17 protein-coding genes are annotated in these 22,743 nt (G+C 67.5%); 7 read left to right on the top strand and 10 right to left on the bottom strand.

What is annotated here, in order from left to right:
• Window positions 1-22: 22 nt before the first annotated feature.
• The 3 genes from fabG to CG716_RS06330 all read left to right on the top strand — a co-directional run bounded on the left by fabG (window position 23) and on the right by CG716_RS06330 (window position 2,201).
• Entirely contained in the window at window positions 23-802 is a 780-nt protein-coding gene (fabG, locus tag CG716_RS06320; RefSeq protein ID WP_094477564.1) for a 3-oxoacyl-ACP reductase FabG, read from the top strand.
• Between the two features lie 42 nt (window positions 803-844).
• Window positions 845-1,603, top strand: a complete 759-nt coding sequence (locus CG716_RS06325; RefSeq protein WP_094477566.1) for a GntR family transcriptional regulator — start codon at window positions 845-847, stop codon at window positions 1,601-1,603.
• A 196-nt stretch (window positions 1,604-1,799) separates the two neighbouring features.
• The gene (locus tag CG716_RS06330; RefSeq protein ID WP_165774040.1) at window positions 1,800-2,201 is read left to right on the top strand and encodes a DUF1003 domain-containing protein; all 402 of its coding nucleotides are present in this window, start codon (window positions 1,800-1,802) and stop codon (window positions 2,199-2,201) included.
• Here CG716_RS06330 and CG716_RS06335 read toward each other — a convergent pair.
• Window positions 2,198-3,901: an MmpA family trehalose lipid delivery protein gene (locus tag CG716_RS06335; protein ID WP_420093177.1), complete on the bottom strand. Its 1,704-nt coding sequence runs from the start codon at window positions 3,899-3,901 to the stop codon at window positions 2,198-2,200. The genes CG716_RS06330 and CG716_RS06335 overlap by 4 nt on opposite strands.
• Before the next feature lie 29 nt (window positions 3,902-3,930).
• A complete protein-coding gene (pgfA, locus tag CG716_RS06340) occupies window positions 3,931-5,130 on the bottom strand; it encodes a cell envelope lipid trafficking protein PgfA (RefSeq protein WP_094477872.1) in 1,200 nt (399 codons plus the stop codon).
• A 172-nt stretch (window positions 5,131-5,302) separates the two neighbouring features.
• Here pgfA and CG716_RS06345 point away from each other — a divergent pair, with 172 nt between their 5' ends.
• A complete protein-coding gene (locus tag CG716_RS06345; RefSeq protein ID WP_094477570.1) occupies window positions 5,303-6,481 on the top strand; it encodes an acyltransferase family protein in 1,179 nt (392 codons plus the stop codon).
• On the opposite strand, the gene CG716_RS06350 is transcribed toward CG716_RS06345, so the two are convergent.
• The 4 genes from CG716_RS06350 to CG716_RS06365 all read right to left on the bottom strand — a co-directional run bounded on the left by CG716_RS06350 (window position 6,478) and on the right by CG716_RS06365 (window position 13,464).
• Window positions 6,478-7,956 (bottom strand): AMP-binding protein, encoded by a 1,479-nt coding sequence (locus tag CG716_RS06350; RefSeq protein WP_094477572.1) that lies wholly within the window; start codon window positions 7,954-7,956, stop codon window positions 6,478-6,480. The two genes, CG716_RS06345 and CG716_RS06350, sit on opposite strands and share 4 nt — an antisense overlap.
• Window positions 7,949-8,932: a phosphotriesterase family protein gene (locus CG716_RS06355; RefSeq protein WP_094477574.1), complete on the bottom strand. Its 984-nt coding sequence runs from the start codon at window positions 8,930-8,932 to the stop codon at window positions 7,949-7,951. Before CG716_RS06355 ends, CG716_RS06350 begins: the two co-directional genes overlap by 8 nt.
• 31 nt (window positions 8,933-8,963) lie before the next feature.
• On the bottom strand, window positions 8,964-13,229 hold the full coding sequence (locus tag CG716_RS06360) for an alpha-(1->3)-arabinofuranosyltransferase (protein WP_094477576.1): 4,266 nt from the start codon (window positions 13,227-13,229) through the stop codon (window positions 8,964-8,966).
• Between the two features lie 61 nt (window positions 13,230-13,290).
• Window positions 13,291-13,464 (bottom strand): DUF2613 domain-containing protein, encoded by a 174-nt coding sequence (locus tag CG716_RS06365; protein ID WP_071948071.1) that lies wholly within the window; start codon window positions 13,462-13,464, stop codon window positions 13,291-13,293.
• 144 nt (window positions 13,465-13,608) lie between these two features.
• Between CG716_RS06365 and CG716_RS06370 the strand changes: the two genes are divergently transcribed.
• Window positions 13,609-14,814 carry a glycoside hydrolase family 3 N-terminal domain-containing protein gene (locus CG716_RS06370; RefSeq protein WP_094477578.1) on the top strand — a complete coding sequence of 402 codons (1,206 nt, stop codon included), beginning with the start codon at window positions 13,609-13,611 and terminating at the stop codon, window positions 14,812-14,814.
• A gap of 30 nt (window positions 14,815-14,844) precedes the next feature.
• A complete protein-coding gene (locus tag CG716_RS06375; RefSeq protein ID WP_094477580.1) occupies window positions 14,845-15,468 on the top strand; it encodes a TetR/AcrR family transcriptional regulator in 624 nt (207 codons plus the stop codon).
• Window positions 15,469-15,475: 7 nt separating this feature from the next.
• On the opposite strand, the gene CG716_RS06380 is transcribed toward CG716_RS06375, so the two are convergent.
• Both CG716_RS06380 and CG716_RS06385 read right to left on the bottom strand, forming a co-directional pair.
• Window positions 15,476-16,321, bottom strand: a complete 846-nt coding sequence (locus CG716_RS06380; protein ID WP_094477874.1) for a MaoC/PaaZ C-terminal domain-containing protein — start codon at window positions 16,319-16,321, stop codon at window positions 15,476-15,478.
• A gap of 10 nt (window positions 16,322-16,331) precedes the next feature.
• Window positions 16,332-17,696, bottom strand: a complete 1,365-nt coding sequence (locus CG716_RS06385; protein ID WP_094477582.1) for a 3-oxoacyl-ACP reductase — start codon at window positions 17,694-17,696, stop codon at window positions 16,332-16,334.
• Window positions 17,697-17,817: 121 nt separating this feature from the next.
• Between CG716_RS06385 and CG716_RS06390 the strand changes: the two genes are divergently transcribed.
• Complete coding sequence (locus CG716_RS06390; RefSeq protein ID WP_094477584.1) at window positions 17,818-19,122, top strand: acetyl-CoA C-acetyltransferase; 1,305 nt, start codon at window positions 17,818-17,820, stop codon at window positions 19,120-19,122.
• A gap of 221 nt (window positions 19,123-19,343) precedes the next feature.
• Here the strand turns inward: CG716_RS06390 and CG716_RS06395 are convergent, their stop codons facing one another.
• Together CG716_RS06395 and CG716_RS06400 are read right to left on the bottom strand one after the other, a co-directional pair.
• Window positions 19,344-20,573, bottom strand: coding sequence for an alpha/beta hydrolase family protein (locus tag CG716_RS06395; RefSeq protein WP_094477876.1), 1,230 nt, complete (start codon window positions 20,571-20,573; stop codon window positions 19,344-19,346).
• 171 nt (window positions 20,574-20,744) lie between these two features.
• A complete protein-coding gene (locus CG716_RS06400; RefSeq protein ID WP_094477586.1) occupies window positions 20,745-22,580 on the bottom strand; it encodes an acyl-CoA dehydrogenase in 1,836 nt (611 codons plus the stop codon).
• Between the last annotated feature and the right edge of the window lie 163 nt (window positions 22,581-22,743).

Below are 22,743 nucleotides of genomic sequence, written 5' to 3' on the forward strand. Positions count from 1 at the left end.
GCCTCACGAAAAGGGCACCGCTATGTTCTCCTCACTTCAGGGCCGGTCGGCCATTGTCACCGGTGGCAGCAAGGGTCTGGGCCGCGGCATCGCCGAGGTCTTCGCCGCGGCCGGCATCAATGTGCTCATCACCGGACGGACCCAGACCGACATCGACGCAACCATCGCGGAGTTGGGCGACCGCCCGGGCCGAGTCAGCGGGTTGGCCGCCGATGTGGCCAACCCCAACGACTGTCAACGCGTCGTCGCCGCAGCCGTCGAACGACACGGCGGTGTAGATATCGTCTGCGCGAACGCCGGTGTCTTTCCGCAGTGCCGGTTGGAGGATCTGACACCCGAGGACATCGAGCATGTACTGTCGGTCAACTTCAAGGGCACCGTGTTCATGGTTCAGGCCTCGCTTGCGGCACTGGCCGCCAGCGGGCACGGCCGGGTCATCATCACCTCCTCGATAACCGGTCCCATCACCGGCTACCCCGGGTGGTCGCACTACGGTGCCAGCAAGGCCGCTCAGCTCGGCTTCCTGCGCACGGCCGCAATGGAACTGGCGCGCAAGAAGATCACCATGAACGCGGTGCTGCCCGGCAACATCATGACGGAGGGCCTGATCGACATGGGCCAGGAGTACATGGACGGGATGGCGGCGACCATCCCGTCGGGGCGGCTCGGTACGGTGGCCGACATCGGCAACGCCGCGCTGTTCTTCGCCACCGACGAGGCGGCATTCATCACCGGCCAGACGCTGGTGGTCGACGGCGGCCAGGTTTTGCCCGAATCCGCGGCGGCGATTGCGGATCTGTAATGCCCCACCTAGATTGGTAGGTCCAATTCAAGGGGGAGTTCGGTGCCAACGCAAAGTGAGCAGCTGCGGCGCCACATCGTCGCCGACATCAACGCCGGCGAGCCCGGCGGCAAGCTCGGCAGCGAACGCGAACTCGCGGAGCGTTACCGGACCAGCCGCTCAAGTCTGCGGCAGGTCCTCGCAGCGCTGGAGGAATCCGGCCTGGTGCATCGGGTGATCGGCCGATCGGGTGGCATTTTCATCAGCCACCCGCAGGTACAGCGCAGCCTGTCCGACGTGGTGGGGGTGCCGTCGTTCCTGGCCAGTCAGGGCTACGCCGCGGGCACCCGGGTGCTGTCGACGAAGATCACCGGACCCGATCGAACCACTCAGCAGGCCCTTCGCCTGACCGCCGACGATTTCGTGATCGAGATCCAGCGGGTGCGACTGGCCGACGGTTCACCGATCTCGCTTGAAACCGCCGAGTTCCCCGCCGAGGCCTTTCCCGGACTGCTCGAGAAGCAACTCGGCGGGTCGATCTACCAGATCCTGGAGACCGAGTACGGATTGGTCACCTCGCGCGCCGAGGAGCGGATCGAGGCGGTCAACGCCACGCCGGATGAGGCATCTTTGCTCGGCATCAAGCCGAAAGCCGCCCTCCTGCTGATCACCCGCATCACCTATGACCAGCATGGGACGCCGTGCGAGTTCTCCCGCGACCTTTTCCGCGGCGACCGCACTCGTCTGGCGGTTACCGTTCAGGGACGCGGAATCGGTGTGCAGCCCGCGGTCGACGCGGCATCGGTTGCGCTGCAGAGCTGAGTGCAGGCCGCGCGGGTGGTCCGCTCGCGGCGGCCACCAGCGGCATCGAAGCGCCGGGGCTGACAGCGAGTTCGCAGAAACTCGTTGCGCCGCAGTGCCGATCGAACTCAGCGCCATCGTGTGATGATCGGGAATGCCGAAAATATACGACTACGTCCGCCACCCGCGTGCCCATGAATTAGCGACGCGGAAACCGGTGACGGCCGCTGACCTGCGGGGGCTTCACCATGACAACTGGATGGTGCGGTTCAACGCCAGATTCGGCCTGTGGATCACGCTGATCGTCGGCACCATGTGGGCCGCGTATCTATTCACCGTGCTGGCATTGTTCGCTCTGCCCGACGCGATCAAGCAGGGCACGTACTTCGTCGTGGTGTGGTTGTCGAGCAGCTTTTTGCAACTGGTTCTGCTGCCGATCATCATCGTGGGCCAGAACATCCAGGCGAAAGCCGCCGACACTCGCGCCGACGATACCTACAAGGACGCCGAGGCGGTGCTCAAGGAGGCCTCGATGATCCAGGAGCACCTAACCAAGCAGGACGAGGTCATTTCCCGCATTCTGGAGCAGATCCAGCCGCCGGCACCGAAGGCGGACTAACCGGAGGGAGATTGCCTGCGGTCGCGTACCGCGGCCACCGCAAGTGCGGCGCCGGAGACGAGCAGCAAGGCCAGCCACCCCAGGTGCGCAACTATGACCGCAATCCGCTTACCTTGTGGCGCAACCGAACTGCTACCGCCGACCCGGTAGAGGCTCAGGTCTCCGTCGCGGTAGACGACCGGCAGCCGCTCTAACGTGCGCTGCGCGTCACCAATGGCGCCTGCACTGCCTGTTTCGACGACAACCCAGCCCACCCCGGCATCGGACAGTGCTGCGGGCGACCCGCCGGCCAGCAGCACCCGCTGAACCTCGCGGGCATGGCTGCCCTCTCCGGGCACGGACTGGCCCGAGATGGTCAGGTCGCCGGTGGCCAGCACCTCGGCACGGACGAAGCGCGGCAACGGATCCAGCACCGGAGCCGGGCCCGCCCACGGGAATTGGCGCATGCTGTCGGCGGGCAGCACGGCCACATCCGCGGGCGCGGCGTTGACGATGGCGGCGACCACAGACCAGCCCGGCGGATACCGCACCGAGGTGACCTTGCCCCACACGCCGAAGGCCAGATCGGGGAGGACGGCGATCACTGCGACCACGCACACCAGCGCGGTGAGCGAGGGGCGAAGCCAACGGCGCAACGTCACCACCGCCCCGGCCCCGGCGACGGCATAGCCCGGCATCGCCAGCGCCACCCACTTCTGTCCGTCGCGCAGCACGCCCACCCCCGGCGCGTCCTCGACCAGCGCCCGCAGCAGCGACAGCCCGGGGCCGGAGGCCAGCGTTGCGGGCAGCAGCACACCGATTGCGGCCAGCACCAACAGCGGCGCCGCGCTCCGGCGGCGCAGCAGTGTCGGCAGGCCGATGGCCACCACGGCCAGCAGCACCGCCGTCGCCAGCAATGCCAATAGCGTTGTGCGAGAGGACGGAACCGCCTCGGCGTTCCAGATCCCACCCAGCCCGGCCAGGCTGCCGAGGGTCCCCAGGCCCGGTTCGGCGCGTGCCGCGAACGCGAGCACCCCCGACGGCGGGGTCGACTCGAGTGCATCGCCCACAGCTGACGCGGTCAGCCACGGCAACGCGGCCAGTCCCGAGACGGCGAGCACGCCGGCCGCGCACCGCGGCCGCGGCACCTCGTCACCGGGTACCGCGATGCAGGCCAGCCCCACCACGGCGGCAAGCAGCAGGCCAGTCGGCGTCAGACCGGCCACCGCGACCCAGAACCCCACCGCCGCCCAGCGCGCCCATCGCGGCGCGAGGTCGTCGCTGCGTAACCGGATAACCGCGGCGGCCACCCACGGCAGGCTGCCGTACCCCACGAGCAGGCTCCAGTGCCCCTGCAAAAGACGCTCCGCAACGTAGGGATTCCAGATTGCGAGCGTGGCCGCCACCAGCTGGCCGGCCGGCCCGGCATCGGGGACCAGGACCGCGGCCAGCCGTGCGGCTCCCCAGCCGGCCAGGAAGATCCCCAAGATCAGCAGCACCTTGACCAGCACGCCGCCATCGAGGACGGGTGACACCGCGGCGATCAGGAAGTCCTGCGGCACCGCGCGCGGTGCCGACTCGCCCAGCCCCAGCGCCGAATCGGAGAAGTACGACCGAGGGGTGGACACCGCGTCGCGCAGCAGCAGATAGCCGGGCGCCAGCAGCGGTGCGGTCACCGCGAGCGCCAACAGGAGGGCATATCCCGCCACCGCCCATTCCAGGGCCCGGCGTGCCTGGGTCACGGGAGTGCTCACCGCTGTGGCGGTGGAGGCTCCAGATCCGGTCTCGCCGCGGGCAGCTTCTCGGTGGCGGCCTCGGCGGCGGGCATCGGCCCGGTTTCGTCCTTACCGAAGAAGCCGTGGTTGCCGGTGTCCAGACCCGGATCGATCAGTGCGGACTCGGCGCGCACGCTGAACGTTCCCAGCAGCACCCCACCGACAAGTGCCACCAGGCCCGCCGCGGTGAAGCTGATCGGCAGCACCCGCGACCACAAGCCGACCCGGTCGCGTTCGTCGCGGGCCGTGGCGACGCGTGACTCGATGGTCTGCTCGTTGGAGGTGACCTTGTAGTCCGCCAGCTCCATCTCCGGGTGCAACGGATCGCGGGCGTAGTACTGGTTGGCGTGCTCCGAGGACTTGACGATGACGCCGGTCACCGGATCCACCCAGAACGTGCGCTGCGCGGCGTAGAACCGGGTCATCGTGATCGGCTCTTCCGGCGGTCCGGGCAGGCCCCAGAGCTCCGCGCGGGCCGTCACCTCGCCGTCCTCGTCCTTGTCGTAGAGCGAGGCGTACTTGATCGGATCGACCAGCTTGCCGTCGGCGTCGTATCCGACGTTCTGGGTGAACCGGTAGGTGCTCAGCCCGTTGACGTCCTCTTGCCCGTCGTAGTTGGCGTCGAACGCCTTCTGCGCGATCGGGTCGAAGTACTGATACGTCTTCTTCTCGGTGTTGAACGGGAATCGGTAGGACAGGCCCTCATGGGGCAGCGCGATATTGGTCGGCGGCTTGTTGTCCTCGATGGTCCGCGGCTTCTGCACCGACCCGCCTGGGTGCGTGTCGTCGGACACCGCCAGCGCGGTGCTGCGGTTGACCGTCACGGTGTCGACCATCGCCAGCAGCAGACCATTGTCCTGCTGCTTGTCCGCGCGCCGGACGCTGGTACCGACCTGCAACGTCACCACGTCGGCGTTAGCCGGGGCTTCGACGGTGATCTGCTGCTGGGACACCACGGGCACGTTCTTGTCGACCACGAACTTCTCGCCCGACAGCGACGAGGGGTCCAGTGCGGTGCCGGTTCCATCGCTGACCAACGTCTCATCGATGTCGAGCGGGATCTTCTTGATCTTGCCGGAGGTGTAGGTCGACAACAGCAGCGCAGCGATCAGCAGGGCGGCTCCGAGCCCGATGATGCCGTACGCCGTGATACGCAACATGCCTGCGCGATTCACGCTGCCGTGGCCTCCCTCACTCTCGATCGTGCCCAAGCACCGCCTTACGGCGAAGCAAACGTGTTTGACCCTAACAGCAGCGCCCCAGGCACCGGCTCATTAGGAGGTCATCGCCGCAGCCCAGGTGTACCCACTTTCGCAGGCAACGTGCCATCGGAGCACACTGGCTGCCATGACACCGGAGGCGGAGCAGATCGGGGGCACCCGCGGCTTCCTGCCCGCTGTTGAAGGGATGCGCGCCTGCGCGGCGATGGGGGTGGTGCTCACCCATGTCGCCTTCCAAACCGGCACCACGGCCGCAGTGGTGGGTCGGCTGCTGCACCGCTTCGACCTGGCCGTCGCGGTGTTCTTCGCGCTCTCGGGATTCTTGTTGTGGCGCGGGCACGCCGCCGCGGCCCGCGGCCGTCGCCGGCGGCCGCCCACAGGCCACTATCTGCGGTCGCGCCTGGTGCGCATCATGCCCGGCTACGTGGTGGCCGTCGTCGTCATCCTGACCCTGCTGCCGGATGCCAACCACGCCAGCTTCACGGTCTGGTGGGCCAACCTCACGCTGACTCAGGTCTACGTCCCACTCACGCTGACCACCGGGCTGACCCAGATGTGGAGCTTGTCGGTGGAGGTGAGCTTTTATCTCGCTCTACCGATCCTGGCATTCCTGGCCCGCCGGCTGCCGGTGCAGGCGCGGGTCCCGGTGATCGCGGCGGTGGCGGTGGCCAGTCTGGCCTGGGGGCTGCTGCCGATCCACACGATGCAGGGCGTGAATTTCCTGAACTGGCCGCCGGCCTACGCCTCGTGGTTCGCCGCGGGCATGCTGCTGGCCGAGTGGACCGTCAGCCCGGTGGGCTGGGTGCACAGGCTGGCCCGAAAGCGTTGGGCCATCACGGGGATCGCACTGGTGGCCTATCTGATCTCGGCGTCGCCGCTGGCCGGGCCGAAGGATCTGGTCCCGGCCACGTTGGGCCAGTTCGTGATTCGCACGTCGATGGGCGCCATCGTCGCCGGTGCGTTACTGGCGCCGCTGGTCCTCGATCGTCCCGACACCCCGCACCCGATTCTGGGGAGCCGGTTCATGGTCACCTTGGGCCGCTGGTCCTACGGGCTGTTCGTCTGGCACCTGGCCGCGCTGGTGATGGTTTTCCCGATGGTCGGTAAGTTCATGTTCAACGGCAACCTGATCGTCATGTTGGTCCTGACGTTGGTCCTCGGGTTCGCGATGGCAGCTGTCAGCTACGCCCTCGTCGAGTCGCCGTGCCGGAATGCGCTGCGGCGCTGGGAGTACCGGCGCAAAGCTCCGGTCCCGCCGCTGGACAGTTCGGTCAGCGATGCGCCCGAGCCCGCAATTGCGCGCTAGTTCGTCGGCGACGCGCTCAGCCGGGCGATGATCTCGTCGCGCACCGCGGAACGGCGGGCCTTGCCGGCGTCGTCGCGCAGCGGACTATCGACGAACTCCACACTCCGCGGCACCTTGTAGTCGGCCAGCCGTTCTGCGACGAACGCCATGACACCGTCCTCACTGAGTACCGCACCGTCGGTGTGTACCAAGGCATACGGCACCTGACCGAGGTCCTCATGCGGTACCCCGACGACGAGGCAGGACAGCACGGCGGGGTGCTCGGCCAGCGCGTTCTCGATTTCGGCGGGGTACACATTGCGCCCACCCACGGTGAACATGTCGACGCGCCGGTCGGCCAGGTAGAGATAGCCCTCGTCGTCGAACCAGCCCAAGTCGCCCAGCGAATCCCAGCCGTCGAGGGATTTGGCGGTGCTGCCGATGTAGTGGTACGTCGGGCCTGAGCCGGGATTCGGGCGCATGTAGATCTCGCCGAGCACCCCGGGCGCGCACTCGTTGCCGTCGTCGTCGAGCACCTTCATCTCGCCGGCGACCACGCGGCCCACCGACCCGCGGTGGGTCAGCCATTCCGAGCCGCTGATGAATGTCAGCGCCTGAAGTTCGGTGCCGCCGTACAGTTCCCACACCGCATCGGGGCCGAGCAGGTCGATCCACGCTTGCTTGATGTTCGGAGGGCACACGGCAGCCACGTGCCACAGCCGGCGCAGAGAGGACAGGTCGTAGGCGTCGGGATTCGCGTGGTAGACCGGCAGCAGCCGATGCATGATCGTGGGCACCGTGGTCAGGTAGTTGACCTGGTAGTCGGCGACGACTCGTAGGAAGCGGTCCGGGTCGAACCGGGGCAGCAGCACCAGGTGCTGTCCGGTGAGCAGCGCGATGGTGGCCGAGGTGAACCCGGTGTTATGGCTCAACGGTACTGGCACCAACTGGGTGTCGGTCGGCTCGTTGCCCATCGACATCGCCAGCAGGTCCGCCGGTACCCGGCCATTCCCACCGGCCTCGATCAGCTTGGGCCGCCCGGTGCTACCGCCGGAGGCGATCGATTTCCATGCCGGTGAAACCGCCTCGGGCAGTGGATCATCCGACAGTTCAGGGCTGCCGGTGAAGGCGGCGTCCACGGACGGCACCACGCCGCGGGGGTCGGCCCGGCCCACCAGGAGCGCACGAGGTTTGAGATCGAGCAGACCCTCGAACTCGGCCTCGGGGAGTCTCGGGGACAGCGGCTGGGGAATCGCGCCGAGTTTCCACACTGCCACCGTGGCCTGTACCCACTCGATCGAGTTCGGCACCGCGATCGTCACGTAATCACCTTGCCTGACCCCGAGTTCGGCGTAGGCGCGGGCCAAGCGGTTCGACGTCGACTCCAGCTGCCCGCGGGTGATGGTCCGGCCGTCGCAGCTCACCGCGGGACGATCGGGTGCCTCGGCGGCCAGCTGGCTCATCCGCGTTCCGATCGGGGGGATCAGCTCATTCATACGCACCTTGCCTGGAGAAGATGTCTCGAGGGTTGTCGACCAACATCGTGGTGATCTGTTGTTCGGTGACTCCGCGCTGGCGCAGCGCGGGCAGTACATCGTTATGGATGTGCCGGTAGTGCCAGTTGGGCAGCGCCACCGGCACCAGTGCCTCGGGCAGCCAATCGATGTAGCAGGACGCGTCGTGGGAGAGGACCAACTTGTCGGCGTGGCCGCGTTCGCACATCCGCGCGACGGTGTCGACCCGCTCATCAAAGCCGAGCACGCTGTCCAGGCCGAACCGGTCCATGCCGAGGTAGGACCCGGCCGCGATCAGCTCTTCCAGGTAGCTCAGGTCGGTGGTGTCGCCGCTGTGGCCGATGATGACCCGGTTCAGGTCGACGCCCTCCTCGGCGAAGATGCGTTGCTGCTCCAGGCCGCGCCGGGTCAGGGCATGGGTGTGGGTGGTGATCGGCACGCCGGTCTGCCGGTGCGCTTGGGCCACCGCGCGCAGCACCCGCTCGACACCGGGGGTGATACCGGGTTCGTCGGTGGCGCACTTGAGGATTGCCGCTTTGACTCCGGTACCGGCGATCCCCTCGGTGATATCCCGGACGAACAGCTCGGTCATCGTCTCCGGGCCGTCGAGCAGCGTTCCGGGGCCGCTGAAGTGGAAGTACATCGGGACGTCGTTGTAGGTGTAGATCCCGGTGGCGACCACTATCTGCAAGTCGGTCTGGGCGGCCACCCGCTGGATACGCGGAATGTAGCGGCCCAGCCCGATCACAGTGGGGTCGACGATAGTGTCCACCCCCAGCGCTTTCAGCTCGTTGAGCTTCGCGACGGCATCGGCTTCCCGGACGGCCTCGGCACCCCAACCTTCGGGATAGTTGGCCATGATCTCGGGCGAGAGGACGAAGACGTGTTCATGCATGAACACCACACCAAGGTTGTCTGTCGAGATCGCTCCCCGCACGGTCTCGACCTGCGACGGCATTGTCGCGTCAGGCATAGCCATACCAGGCACCCTAACGGGAAATGCTTGTGTCCTCGGCGGTTTCGCCGTCAGTTCGCGGTGGTGGCCGGTGCCCGGCCGGCGGGCCGGAGCGAAGCGACTCGGGGAATGTGGCGGCGGCGGCCAGCGCGCCCACCGCGATCAGGGCCGGCAGCTGCACCCAGGCTGAATGACCGATGTAGCCGTCGACCGACCGCCACGGATACCGCGAGAGCAAGGCGCCGGCCAAGATCAGCCCGCAGGCGCTGGTGGCCACGGCCGTCCGGTCGCGCAGCAGGTCCCGGCGGCGCAGCAGATAGCCGATCACCATGGCGGCACCGAACACCACCACGCCACCGATCCCGGCGATCAACCCGCCGGCGGCCAACGCCCCGGCGCCGGCCAGCACAGGCAGCCTCCAGGGCCGCGCCGGGTCTGCGCCGAGGGGCGGGCGGCGGCGCGGCGGCACCAACGCCAGCAGCAGAAGCAGCGGGAGCAGCGACAAGCCCACGGCAAGCCCGATCCGGTAGAGGCGGTTCGACGGGAAGCTCACCGTGATGGTGCCGTGCTCACCGGCGGGCACCACCCAGCCCTGCTGCCAGCCGTTCACGACAACGGGGGTCAGGGTGACGCCGTCTGGCAGGTGGGCGACCCACCCGGGGTTGACGCTTTCCGGGACCACCAGCACCTGTGCGGTGGGCGCTCTGGTGACGCTGAACTCCCGACGGTCGGGACCCCAGCTGGTGACATCGGCGGGAGTCGTTGGTGCCGTGGGTATTTGCGACGCTGACGGGCCTGACAGCGCAGCGCCGTCCACGACGAACGCCGAGCCAGGACTGATCAGCAGCTCTTGCTGGCCGGCCGGCAGGGCGATCGGCGTCGGATCACACGCATGCGCCGGGATCGGTTCGCCGTCTAGCAACGCGGCGACCGTGGTGATCACCGAGGTCTGCACAAACCGGCCCGAGACCGCCACGATTGGCCCCTGACCGCACGGGATTTCGATGGTGCGCTTCCGATTGGCTGCGGCGTCGGCGGCGGCGATGGGCTTCCCATCCGTACCCAGCACGCGGACCTCGGCCAGGCCGGGTGGCTTGAGCTGATCGAAACCGATCGCGGTGCGGTCGATTACGTCGTTCCAGTTGAGGATGCTGATCCGCACCGTGTCGGTGACCCGTGGGCGCAGGGACACGGTTTGGGTGCCCACGCCTGGCCCGCCGGCGAGGCGGCGCACCTCGGGACCGTCACCGAGGTCGATGGCCACCATCGTGGGATGGGTGGGCAGCTCCGACGTACTCGGCGTCAGCGCCACACCGGTGACCTCCGTGGGCTTGGGCAGTGTCACGGTCAGGGTGGGGGCGCTGTGGTGCTGCACCACATTCTGTGGAGCGGTCCACGCGGTGCGGGGGTCGCCGTCGGTTGCCGCGTACGCCGAACCGTCGACATCGATCAGGTCGGCGTCGCCGCGGGACCGGGTAGTGCCCGGCTGGGCGATCAGGTCCGCCAGGTGCGGGCCCTGCCGGGCGCGCACCCACACCGTCGGGCTGACCTCGATCGGTTTGGGCACCGTCAGGGTCCGGCTCAGGGTCACCGGTTCCTCGGGGGCCAGGGCCATCGACGCCGCGCAGTGCACACCGTCCGGCGAATCCGCGCAGCCCTGCCGGCCGAGCAGCTCGGAGCCCAGATCCCATGCGGCGACCGTTGATCCGCCGGGGGGCCCCGGCACCACGACGCTGTGTCGAATGTCGACGGGGTGGGCGTAGCCGGATGCGTCGTATTGAGTCACCGACAGATCGGTGATGCCGAACTGGACTCCCGCCGAGCCGTCGTCGGTGCCGACCGCGGTGATCCGCACCCAAGGCGACTCCCCGTACGGCAGCGCCACCGACAGCGGCTTCCCGGGCTCGTCGAAACGCACTGTGCTGGTGCCATTTTGGGTCGACACCTGAATCCGGCGCACCTGGGCGCCCACGGCGGTGGCGCTCGGGGTGATCGTCAGGGTCGCGTTGGTGACGGGCCGGTCGAAGTCGATCTGCAGCCACTGCCCGACTGCCGCTTGCAGCGAGTTGGACACCCAGGCGGTCGCCGGGTCGCCGTCGACGGCGGCGCCGGGCCCGCTGGCCGTCGCGACGTTGGGCAGTGCGGTGGCATCCGAGGAGGAACTCGACGCGGACAGCCGCCCGCCGGTCCAGGCGCCGTGCACGAGTTTGGCGCCGGGGACTGGATAGTCGGGCACCCGGTTGAACGTGTTGCGCCGGTCGCCCTCGGCCCTGATCGCCGAAGAGTGGTCGTCGACCCGGCCATAGTCGGTTTCCCGGTCGACGGGGGTGTCGGTGACGGTGACCAGGGGTGCTCCCAGCCCGGCACGCTGGGCGTCGGACGTCAGCAGCATCGGACCCAGCGGGGCCTGACCCAATAGGCGGCGCCGCTCGTCGATGCGCTGTAGTACTTCGGGTCCGCCGTCGATCCGGGCCATCCGGTTGGCGTCGGTCAGATAGGGAGCGCCCGGATTGCCCTGGGTGTCAACGCGATAGATCTCAACAGCCGGATACCGTGGCCGCAGTCCGCTATCGCTGATGAATCCGTCCAGGACGCCCGGCCCGACGGGGTCGCCGAACTGCGCGACCTTCTGCAGCCCCGGTGAGCCGTCGATGGCCCGATGCACCAACAGCGGCCGCGCAGATCGCGATTTATCAGGGTCCAGGTCGTTGCGCACCACCACATAGGAGATGCCCTGACGGGCCAGGGTGTCGGCCAGGCCCGCCGACGGCCTGCCCGCGGCGAACAGCCGCTGCACCGAGTCCAGCGCGCGAATTGTCTGCGGCGGGGTCAGGGGAATGGAATCCCTTACTCCCCAAGGGCTTTCGCCCAGAACCTGCAGTGGCTCGTCGTGGCTGTTGCCCCATACCTGAGTAGCGAAGGGTGCTCCTGGGGCGACCAGCACCCGCCCGGGCGTGGGCTTACCGGTGTTGTGTTCGGTCAGCCAGTCGGCGGCCTGATGCCAATAGTCGGGGATCGCGCTGAACGCGCCGGGCGGGGTCAGCCGGCCTGTCCACGCCATCGACGTCGCGACCATCAGGGAGGTCATCACCACAATGCCGACCGCGACCCGCTTGTCGTGCTCGGGGTGCGCGAACGCCCGGATCCACACCGGCCGCGGCACGCTGCCCGGCAGGGGGATACGCCCCAGTAGCTGTGCCACTCCCAGCACCAGCGGGATGCGGATCACCGGCTCCAGCTTGTGCACATTGCGCAGGGGCGCGCCCGCCCCGTCGAGGAAAGCCTGCACGTGGTGCGCCAGCGGGGAACCCAGCCCGCCGGCGTAGCCGAGTCCCAACAGGACCACTCCGATCAGCAGCATGGTGATCAGGCGTCCGCGGGCCGGCATCGAGCGCAGCGCCAGCCCGGCCATCCCTCCCGCCGCCACCAGCGTGGTGGCCAACACCATCGCCGGTTGGGTCACCAGCTCGGCGGCCGCGGTGGCGTTCGGCGCGACGAACGGCGTCCAGCTGTCGGTGCCCCGCAACATCTCCGTCAGTGACGTCCACTGGGTGGTGACCCCGGAGGACTCGATGAAGTCCAGGAACGGCGGGCTGATGCGGCCAAGCAGCAGCAGCGCGACCACCCACCACGTGACGGCCAGCGCAGACGCCAGCGCCCACCACCCGGTGAACCGCCACCACACCTTGTTCGGCCGATGACACAACCACCAGATCACGGCAGGCAGGCAGCCGGTGATCGTGGCCACTGCGTTGACGGCGCCCATCAACGCCAGCGCGAGACCCGCCCGCCCGGCCAGCACCCGCAGCGATCTGCCGTCCCCTCCGCGAAGAGCAAGGATCACGGGCAGCAGCACCCACGGCGCCAGCATCATCGGCAGGGTTTCCGACGAAATCGACCCGACCGTGGTCAGCACTCGCGGCGAGAGGGCAAACGCGAGCGCGCCGATGATGCGCGACGGCGTGGTCCCGACGCCCAGCGCCTCGGCCACCCGCAGCAGCCCCCAGAACCCGGCCGTCAGCAGCAGCGCCCACCACAGCCGCTGGGTGATCCAGCCAGGCACTCCGAGGGTGTCGCCGAGAAGGAAGAACGCGCCGTGCGGGAACAGATAGCCGTAGGCCTGGTTCTGCGCCTGCCCGAACGGCAGGTCGCTGTTCCAGAGGTTGGCCGCCCGGGCCAGGAAACGCAGCGGGTTGGCGGTCAGGTCGAGCTTGGTGTCTGGCGAGATCAGTCCCGGCGACTGGGCGAAACACAGCACCAGCACGATGGCGAAAACGCCACCGAGCCAACGCCGCGACAGCGGCGGAGTCGTGATGGGCGCCTCCGTGACCGCGGGGGAGGCGGCGGCGAGCGTGCTCAGGCTAGCCGCGGTTGCCGTACTCGACGCGGTTCAGCACCGACGACGCGGGGTCGCCGGGCGACAACGGCGGCTTGGTGTCCTGCTGGATCATCAACGTCACGCCGAAGATCGCTGCGGCCCCGAGCAGCAGGCCGACCACGATGCTGGCGGCGGCAGGAACCACGAACCGGGTCATGGTCGGTTCTCCTTGCTGAGTTGCGGGGGACGGCTGGGTAATAGGGTGAACACCCGCTGGTTCACCGCGTGAATACCCGCTGGCCAACCTAGCATGCGGCGAACCTTGGTTGGCCCCCGGCGACGGCCGTGACAGCATGTCCGGATGCCAACCCGCCTGCTCTCGTTACGCGGAATCGCGGCTCTGTCGGCGCTGCCGCTGCTTCTCGTCGGCTGCTCAGCTCCTGCCGCGCGCCCCGGCGCGACGTCATCGGCACCGGGCAGTACGTCGTCTTCGGCCAGCCCGATGGCCGGTCCGGTTCCCGCACCCGCGAGCCCCGCACCGCCCGCCTGTGGCGACGGCCCGGCGTTGCTGAGCGCGATGTCCACCCGCGACAAGCTGGCCCAGGTGCTGATGGTCGGCGTGAAGGACAGCGCCGACGCCCGCGCCGTGGTGGACACCTATCACGTCGGAGGCATCTTCATCGGCAGCTGGACCGATCTGTCGATGCTGACCGACGGCTCGCTGAACGACTTCGCCAACGCCGGGCCGCTGCCGCTGGCCGTCAGCGTCGACGAGGAGGGCGGCCGGGTGGAACGGCTGTCGTCGTTGATCGGGGATGCGCCGTCGGCGCGGGTGCTGGCGCAGACCAAAACGCCCGACGAGGTGTACCAGTTGGCCCTCGACCGTGGCCACAAGATGCGTGGGCTGGGCATCACCGTCGACTTCGCCCCCGTCGCCGACGTCACCGACGCCCCGGACGACACCGTGATCGGCGACCGGTCGTTCTCCAACGACCCTGCGGTGGTGACCGCCTACGCGGGCGCGTACGCGCGCGGCCTGCGGGATGCCGGCCTGCTGCCGGTGCTCAAGCATTTCCCGGGCCATGGGCACGGATCTGGCGACTCGCATACCGCAGGGGCAGTCACTACGCCGCCACTGGCGGATCTGCAGAACGACGACCTGATCCCCTATCGGACGTTGACCACGGAAGCCCCGGTCGCGGTCATGGTCGGCCACCTCGAGGTGCCCGGGCTGACCGGAACGAGCCCGGCCAGCCTGAGTGCGGCAGCGGTGGGTCTGCTGCGCAGCGGCGGCTATGGCGGCCCGGGCTTCGACGGTCCGGTGTTCAGCGACGACCTGTCCAGCATGGCGGCCATCGCCGACCGGTACGGCGTCGCCGAGGCCGTCCTGCGCAGCCTGCAGGCCGGCATCGATGTGGCGCTGTGGGTGACCACCGATGAGGTGCCCGCGGTGCTGGACCGGCTGGAGAAGGCGGTCAATGCCGGCGAACTCTCGCTGCCCGCGATCGAAACTTCCCTGCTGCGGATGGCGCGCCTCAAAGGGCAAAGTCCCCGCTGCGGCGGTTAGCCTGATTCGGGGTACCTGGTAGGAGGCGAGATGGCGGGTGGCACCAAGCGGTTGCCCCGTGCCGTGCGGGAGCAGCAGATGCTCGACGCCGCAGTGCAGATGTTCTCGGTCAACGGCTACCACGAGACGTCGATGGACGTCATCGCCGGCGAGGCGCAGATCTCCAAGCCGATGCTGTACCTCTATTACGGCTCCAAGGAAGAGCTGTTCGGGGCCTGCCTGGCCCGCGAGCTGAGCCGCTTCATCGAGGCCGTGCGCGAGGATATCGATCTCAAGCAGAGCCCGCACGATCTGTTGCGCCACGTCATCTTGTCGGTGCTGCAGTACATCGACGCCAACCGGGCGTCATGGATCGTGCTGTACACCCAGGCGACCAGTTCGCAGGCGTTCTCCCACACCGTTCGTGAGGGCCGCGAGAAGATCATCGACATGGTGGCCCGGCTGCTGGAAGCCGGGACGCGGCATCCCGAGCCCGGCACCGACTTTCACATGATGGCCGTCGCGCTGGTGGGTGCGGGCGAGGCCGTCGCCACCCGAGTCAGCGCGGGTGATGCTGACGTGGACGAGGCCGCCGACATGTTGATCAACCTGTTCTGGCGCGGCCTGAAAGGCGCCCCCGCCGACAAGGAATCTTCACCGGCGTCTGCGCCGTAATCTGTTGCTAGAGGCCGCGAATCGTCCCGGTGAGGTGCGGGTATCCCTTCGCCATGTTGCGCAGCGCGATATCCCAGCCGTCGGCGACCCGGTCGACGTAGAGGCCGGCGCTGGCGGGCAGCACGACCGGCTTGCCGAACTTCACCGTGTAGCGCACGGCATCGGGTAGCTGGGCCTCGATGTTGGCCAGGACAGCTGCCGCACTGAACATTCCGTGCGCGATGACGGTGGGGAAGCCGAACAGCTTGGCGCCGATGGCGGTGGTGTGGATCGGGTTGTGGTCCCCGCTGATCGATGCATAGCGCCGGATCTTGCCGGGGCTGATCCGCAGAATGGCATTGGGGGGCGGCAGTTTCGGACGCTTCGGAAGCTCCGGCTTCGGGCCGCCGGACAGGCTGGTGCGCTGCTGGTGCAGGAATGTGGTGACCTGATGCCACGCCGGCTCGTTGCCGACACTCACATCGGCGACGACGTCAACCAGCAGGCCCTTGCGATGCTCGCGAAGATTCTCGGCGTGCACTTTCACACTCACCGAGTCGGTGACCGCGATCGGACGGTATCGGGTGATCTGATTCTCCACATGCACCGCACCCATTGCGGCGAAAGGGAAGTCGAAGCCGGTGATCAACGCCATGACGGTCGGGAACGTCAGCACGAACGGATAGGTCAGTGGCACGGTGTCACCGAACCGCAGGCCGGTGACGGCGGTGTAGGCGGCCGCATTAGACGGGTCGATGGCGAGCTCGTCGACGGTCAGGGTGCGGTCGGGCAGACTCTCGCCGCGCGGGATGAACGGCAACGATCCGGCTGCGGCGCGCAGCAGGTTCAGCACGCCGCTGGGCTGTTCGGTCACGTCGGCCACCTCATGCCCCCAGCATGGCCTGGCCACACACTCGAATCACGTTGCCGGTCACGGCATTCGAGGCGGGGCTGGCGAAATACGCGATGGTCTCGGCCACGTCGACCGGCTTGCCGCCCTGATAGAGGGAGTTCAGCCGGCGCCCGACCTCGCGGGTGGCCAGCGGGATCGCCGCCGTCATCGCGGTCTCGATGAACCCGGGTGCGACGGCATTGATGGTGATGCCCTTACCGTCGAGCTCGGGAGCCAGCGCCTGGGTGAGGCCGATCATCCCGGCCTTGGTGGTCGCGTAGTTGGTCTGCCCGCGGTTGCCGGCGATGCCGGCCATCGAGGACAACCCGATGATCCGCCCGCCGTCGCCGATGCTGCCATTGGCGACCAGGCCCTCGGTAAGGCGTTGTGGAGCAAGCAGATTCACTGCGACCACCGCATCCCAACGGGCGTCGTCCATGTTCGCCAGCAGCTTGTCCCGGGTGATGCCGGCGTTGTTGACCAGGATGTCGGCGCGACCCCCGTTGTGATCCGAGTAGTGCTCACGTAAGTGTTGGGTGATCTTGTCGACCGCGTCGGGGGCGGTGACGTCCAGCGGCAGCGCGGTGCCGCCGACCTTCGTCGCCGTCTCTTCGAGAGCCGACGCCGCGCTTTCGATATCAATTGCGACGACCTTGGCCCCGTCGCGGGCGAACACTTCGGCGATGGTGGCGCCGATACCGCGGGCCGCACCCGTCACGATGCCGACCTTGCCGGCCAGTGGCTTGTCCCAGTCAGCGGGCGGTGTGGAGTCCGCGGCACCGACGTAGAAGACCTGTGCGTCGACGTAGGCCGATTTACCCGACAGGATGAACCGCAACGTCGACTCCAGCCCAGTCGCAGCGGGTTTGGCCGCCGGCGACAGGTACACCAGAGCGACGGTGGCACCGCGCCGCAGCTCCTTGCCCAACGAGCGGGTGAACCCTTCGAGGGCGCGCTGGGCGATGCGCTCGTTCGTGCTGGCGGCCTCGTTCGGGGTGGTGCCCACCACGACGACGCGCGCTGAGGGTCCGAGGTTGCGCAGCAGCGGGGTGAAGAACTCGTAGAGGCCGCGCAGCTTCTCCGGCTCGGTGATGCCGGTGGCGTCGAACACCAGACCGCCGAACGAGTCGGCCCATCGGCCACCGATGTTGTCGGCCACTACGTCGTAATCCTCGGCGAGTGCCGCCCGCAGCGGCTCGACGACGCGGCCGTCACCGCCGATCAGCAGTGAGCCGGCCAGCGCGGGTTCGCCGGGCCGGTAACGACGCAAGGTTTCCGGTTGCGGAATGCCGAGCTGCTTGGCCAGCAGTGAGCCGGGCGCTGAGTTGACGACCTGTGAGAAAAGATCGGAAGCCACGAACGTGCCTTTCGAGTTTGGTTGGCGGGGGACCGAGAACGAACTTACTCCAGAGTAAGGAAGGTGCGTAGTATGGGTTGGGTATACCCCCTCTCAAACCGAACCTTAGGCGGAGATTGACGTGGCCTCTACCAGTGCAAACAGTCGCCGGGTCGCCGTGATCGGCGGCAACCGCATCCCGTTCGCGCGATCGGATGGTGCGTATGCGGAGGCGTCCAACCAGGACATGTTCACCGCCGCGCTCGGCGGCTTGGTGGACCGTTTCGACCTGGCCGGCGAGCGGCTCGGCGCGGTGATCGGCGGGGCGGTGCTCAAGCACAGCCGCGATTTCAATTTGATGCGTGAGAGCGTGCTCGGCAGCCAGCTCTCGCCCTACACCCCGGCGATCGATCTGCAGCAGGCCTGCGGCACCGGCCTGCAGGCGGCGATCGCGGCCGCCGACGGAATTGCCGCTGGCCGCTACGAGGTAGCCGCCGCCGGCGGTGTGGACACCACCTCCGACGCCCCGATCGGGCTCGGAGACGATCTGCGCCGCACCCTGCTCGGTCTGCGCCGGTCCAAGTCGAACGTGGACCGGCTGAAGTTGGTCGGCAAGCTGCCCGCCTCGCTGGGCATCGAGATCCCCACCAACGGGGAACCACGCACCGGGCTGTCGATGGGCGACCACGCCGCCATCACCGCCAAGAAGATGGGTATCAAGCGCGTCGACCAGGATGAGCTGGCAGCGGCCAGCCACCGCAATATGGCAGCCGCCTACGACCGTGGTTTCTTCGACGATCTCGTTACACCGTTCCTCGGGCTCTACCGGGACAACAACCTGCGCGCCGACTCCAGCGCGGAGAAGCTGGCCAAGCTCAAGCCGGTGTTCGGCGTGCGCAACGGCGACGCCACGATGACCGCGGGCAACTCCACTCCGCTGACCGATGGGGCCTCGGTGGCACTGCTCGCGAGCGAAGAGTGGGCAACATCACACTCGTTGACTCCGCTGGCCTATTTCGTCGACTCCGAGACTGCCGCGGTGGATTACGTGAACGGCGAGGACGGCCTGTTGATGGCGCCCACCTACGCCGTGCCGCGTCTACTGGCCCGCAACGGCCTGACCTTGCAGGACTTCGACTTCTACGAAATCCACGAGGCCTTTGCCTCGGTGGTGCTGGCGCATCTGCAGGCCTGGGAGTCCGAGGAATACTGCAAGGAGCGGCTGGGCTTGGACAGTGCGTTGGGCCGCATCGATAAAACCAAGCTCAACGTCAACGGCTCCTCACTGGCTGCCGGCCACCCGTTCGCGGCCACCGGCGGGCGGATCGTGGCTCAGCTGGCCAAGCAGCTGGCCGAGAAGAAAAAGGACAGTGGTCAGCCGGTGCGCGGTCTCATTTCGATCTGCGCGGCGGGCGGCCAGGGCGTCACCGCGATCCTCGAGGCGTAGCCCTCGTGCAGTGGCCCGCGGCGCACAAAATTCGGAAAAAAACTTTCCGGGGTTTGTAACGATCCGAAGCGGGCTACATATGTATTGGATAGCTCCGTGTTGCCGTCTGACCCCCCGACCCGACGGCAACACGGGGCATCCTCTTTGTTTGCCGCCCTATCGGCGCGAACGAAGGACCGCCGCTGGAGAAGAGGGGATTCCAGCGGCGGTCTCCTAGAGGCCTAGACCCCGGAATCCACCAGGCCTGATTGCACCAGTGCGGCGTCGACGAACTGCTGAACCGGGCGGGCCTGGAAGAACCCGGTGTGGCCGCCGCGGTACCAGCCGATGTTCGGCCGCCCCCAGTGTTCCCAAAGTCCCAGCACCTGCTCGCGCGGATGCACGATGCGGTCGGCGACGCCCGCGTAGATGAAGCGGCCTTCCGGCGCCACTTTCGGTTGCAGCGACAGCGGGGAGATCATTTCGCCGATCGGCTCGGCCAGTTCCAACGTCCGGAAGCGTGGGTCGTCGACACTCAACCCGGCGTGACGGCCCAGGATCGACACCAGGTTGGCCGGCGGCACACCGAGAATGGCACACGTCAGGTCCTCGTCGAGGCTGGCGACCAGCGCCGCGATGTAGCCGCCCAGCGAGATGCTGTTCAGCCCGATGCGGGCATCGGGCTGTTGCGACCGAATCCAAGCCAGCACCCGCCGGATGTCCCACACCGCCTGGGCGGTGGCGTGGACGTCGTCCATCACATCCTCACCCGGAAAGACCGCGCCCTTGGGGAGTCCCTTGGCCCGCGGGCCGTGCATCGGAAGCACCGGCAGCACCACGTTGAGGCCGAAGTTCTGGTGCAGATGCCAGGCCCGGAACAAGGCCAGGTCCAGGTTGGCGCGGCCCATCTCGGTGCCGTGCACACACACCAGCCATGGGCGCGGTTCGCGGTGGCGCAGCATCATCGCGTATTCGCGGTGGTTGCCGGTGTAGCTCAGCCAGCGCTCGCGGCCAGGTTCGCGGGCGTACGGCTTGTAGCCGCTCTCGAACGACATCCGCTCGTGGCTGCGGCCACGGCTCTTATAGGACCGGATGTTCACATCGGTCGGCACGGACGGGGCGGCGAAGTAGCCTTCCGGCCTGGCCAGCCAGCCCCGCTTGGAGTAGAAATCGATGGCCTTGAGGACCTCTTTGTTGATCTGGTCGTAGACGGTCGTGTCGCTTAATGGGCGGCGCAGGCGCAGTCCCACCAGGACGATCTCGTCGCGCAGGGCGTGGCTGGCCAGCGACAGCGTAGGCCGCGCGACGGGCAACTCGCCGCTGCCGCCGTCGAGGTATTCCCCCCACGATCGTGCGTAGTAGCCGCCCGCCTTGGTGAAGGGCGCGACAATATTCGCCAGAGGGTTCGCGTTACTGGGTTTTCTGCCGGTAATCGCGGGATTCTGGTGAATCGATTCGTTGCTGTCGAGCATCGCCATTCCTAGAATGTAGCGGATAGCCAGTTAACTGCCAGGGCCCAAAGTCCCGACATATGTCTGCTGATGGGGAATCGTCGGCAAAAAGTGACCAAAGGCCCTGCGTGCAGACCTGCGAACGCCGACGGCCCCGGGACCGAACGATCCCGGGGCCGTCGTGCGTCGAACTCAGAAGGCGGCTTCGTCGAGCTCCATGATGTCGTTGTCGATGGTCTCGATCACCAGCCGCGTGCTGGTCAGCAGGGGCAGGAAGCTCTTCGCGAAGAACGATGCGACAGCGATCTTGCCCTCGTAGAACGAACGATCGGCACCGGTGGCGCCGGCATCCAGCGCCTCGACGGCAACTGCGGCCTGGCGCTGCAGCAACCAGCCGATGACCAGGTCGCCGACGCTCATCAGGAAGCGCACCGACGCCAGACCCACCTTGTAGATGTTGCTGGGGTTCTCCTGCGCGGACATCAGGTAGCCGGTCATCGAGGCGGCCATCGCCTGCACGTCCTCGAGAGCCTTGGCGAGCAGCTCCCGCTCGGTCTTCAGGCGGCCGTTGCCCGACTCGTTCGCGATGAACTCGCCGATCTCGCCGGCCACGTGCGCCAGCGCAACTCCCTTGTCGCGGACGATCTTTCGGAAGAAGAAGTCCTGCGCCTGGATCGCAGTGGTGCCTTCGTAGAGGGAGTCGATCTTCGCGTCGCGGATGTACTGCTCGACCGGGTAGTCCTGCAGGAAGCCGGAGCCACCGAAGGTCTGCAGGCTCTCGGTGAGCTTGGCGTAGGCCTGCTCAGACCCGACGCCCTTGACGATCGGCAGCAGAAGGTCGTTGACCTTCATCGCCAGGTCGGCGTCGACACCCTGCACGGCCTTGGCCACCGGTGCGTCCTGGTAGGTGGAGGTATAGAGGTACAGCGCCCGCAGACCCTCGGCGTAGGCCTTCTGGGTCATCAGGCTCCGACGGACATCCGGGTGATGGGTGATCGTCACGCGCGGGGCGGTCTTGTCGGTCATCTGCGTCAGGTCGGCACCCTGCACACGCTCCTTGGCATACTCCAGAGCGTTCAGGTAACCGGTCGACAGAGTGGCAATAGCCTTGGTGCCCACCATCATTCGGGCCTGCTCGATCACGTCGAACATCTGCGCGATGCCCTCGTGGACCTCGCCGACCAGCCAGCCCTTGGCCGGGACGCCGTGCTGCCCGAAGGTCAGCTCACAGGTGGCCGAGACCTTCAGGCCCATCTTGTGCTCGACATTGGTGACGAAGACGCCGTTGCGCTCACCGGGCTCGCCGGTCTCGAAGTCGAAGAGGTACTTCGGCACGATGAACAGCGACAGACCCTTGGTGCCCGGGCCTGCGCCCTCGGGGCGGGCCAGCACCAGGTGCAGGATGTTCTCGAACAGGTCGTCGGAGTCGGCGGAGGTGATGAAGCGCTTCACACCGTCGATGTGCCAGGAGCCGTCGTCCTGCTTGACGGCCTTGGTGCGGCCGGCGCCGACGTCAGATCCGGCGTCGGGCTCGGTGAGGACCATGGTGGAGCCCCAGCCGCGCTCGGCAGCGTTGACGGCCCACTTCTTCTGCTCCTCGGTGCCGAGGTTGTGCACGATCTGGGCGAAGCCCGCACCGCCGGCGTACATCCAGACCGCCGGGTTGGCGCCGAGGACGTGCTCGTGCAGCGCCCACACCAGTGTCTTGGGCATCGGCATGCCGCCGAGCTCCTCGATGAGGCCGACCTTGTCCCAGCCGCCATCGATGAACGCCTTGACCGACTTCTTGAACGGTTCCGGCAGGGTCACCGTGTGGGTCTCGGGGTCGAACACCGGCGGGTTGCGGTCGCCGTCAACGTATGACGCGGCCAGCGGGCCTTCGGCCAACCGGGCCATCTCGCCGAGCATCTCCTGCACGGTGTCGGCGTCGAGGTCGCTGTAGTCGCCAGCGCCGAGGGCCTTGTCGAAACCGAGGACCTCGAACAAGTTGAATACCTGGTCGCGGACATTGGACTTGTAGTGGCTCATGACGGTTACTCCTCAGCGAGAATGTCATCTGAACTTGGGCTTTATGGTTGGGTACTTGGCTCTAAGTTACCCACCAGTAACCCGAAACTATACCGGCCGGTAATCGGAACGCAAGTCGATGTGAGCAAGTTCAGTCGACTAATCAACCCACTGGTTGGGTTGG

This window comes from Mycolicibacterium sphagni (genome assembly GCF_002250655.1).
Lineage (GTDB): Bacteria > Actinomycetota > Actinomycetes > Mycobacteriales > Mycobacteriaceae > Mycobacterium > Mycobacterium sphagni.

Excerpts from the sequence above, each read along its gene's own strand:
- fabG (WP_094477564.1), top strand. The coding sequence starts at position 23 with ATGTTCTCCTCACTTCAGGGCCGGTCGGCCATTGTCACCGGTGGCAGC.
- CG716_RS06345 (WP_094477570.1), top strand. The coding sequence starts at position 5,303 with ATGACACCGGAGGCGGAGCAGATCGGGGGCACCCGCGGCTTCCTGCCC.
- CG716_RS06350 (WP_094477572.1), bottom strand. The coding sequence starts at position 7,956 with ATGAATGAGCTGATCCCCCCGATCGGAACGCGGATGAGCCAGCTGGCC.
- CG716_RS06355 (WP_094477574.1), bottom strand. The coding sequence starts at position 8,932 with ATGCCGTCGCAGGTCGAGACCGTGCGGGGAGCGATCTCGACAGACAAC.
- CG716_RS06365 (WP_071948071.1), bottom strand. The coding sequence starts at position 13,464 with ATGACCCGGTTCGTGGTTCCTGCCGCCGCCAGCATCGTGGTCGGCCTG.
- CG716_RS06370 (WP_094477578.1), top strand. The coding sequence starts at position 13,609 with ATGCCAACCCGCCTGCTCTCGTTACGCGGAATCGCGGCTCTGTCGGCG.
- CG716_RS06375 (WP_094477580.1), top strand. The coding sequence starts at position 14,845 with ATGGCGGGTGGCACCAAGCGGTTGCCCCGTGCCGTGCGGGAGCAGCAG.
- CG716_RS06395 (WP_094477876.1), bottom strand. The coding sequence starts at position 20,573 with ATGCTCGACAGCAACGAATCGATTCACCAGAATCCCGCGATTACCGGC.
- CG716_RS06400 (WP_094477586.1), bottom strand. The coding sequence starts at position 22,580 with ATGAGCCACTACAAGTCCAATGTCCGCGACCAGGTATTCAACTTGTTC.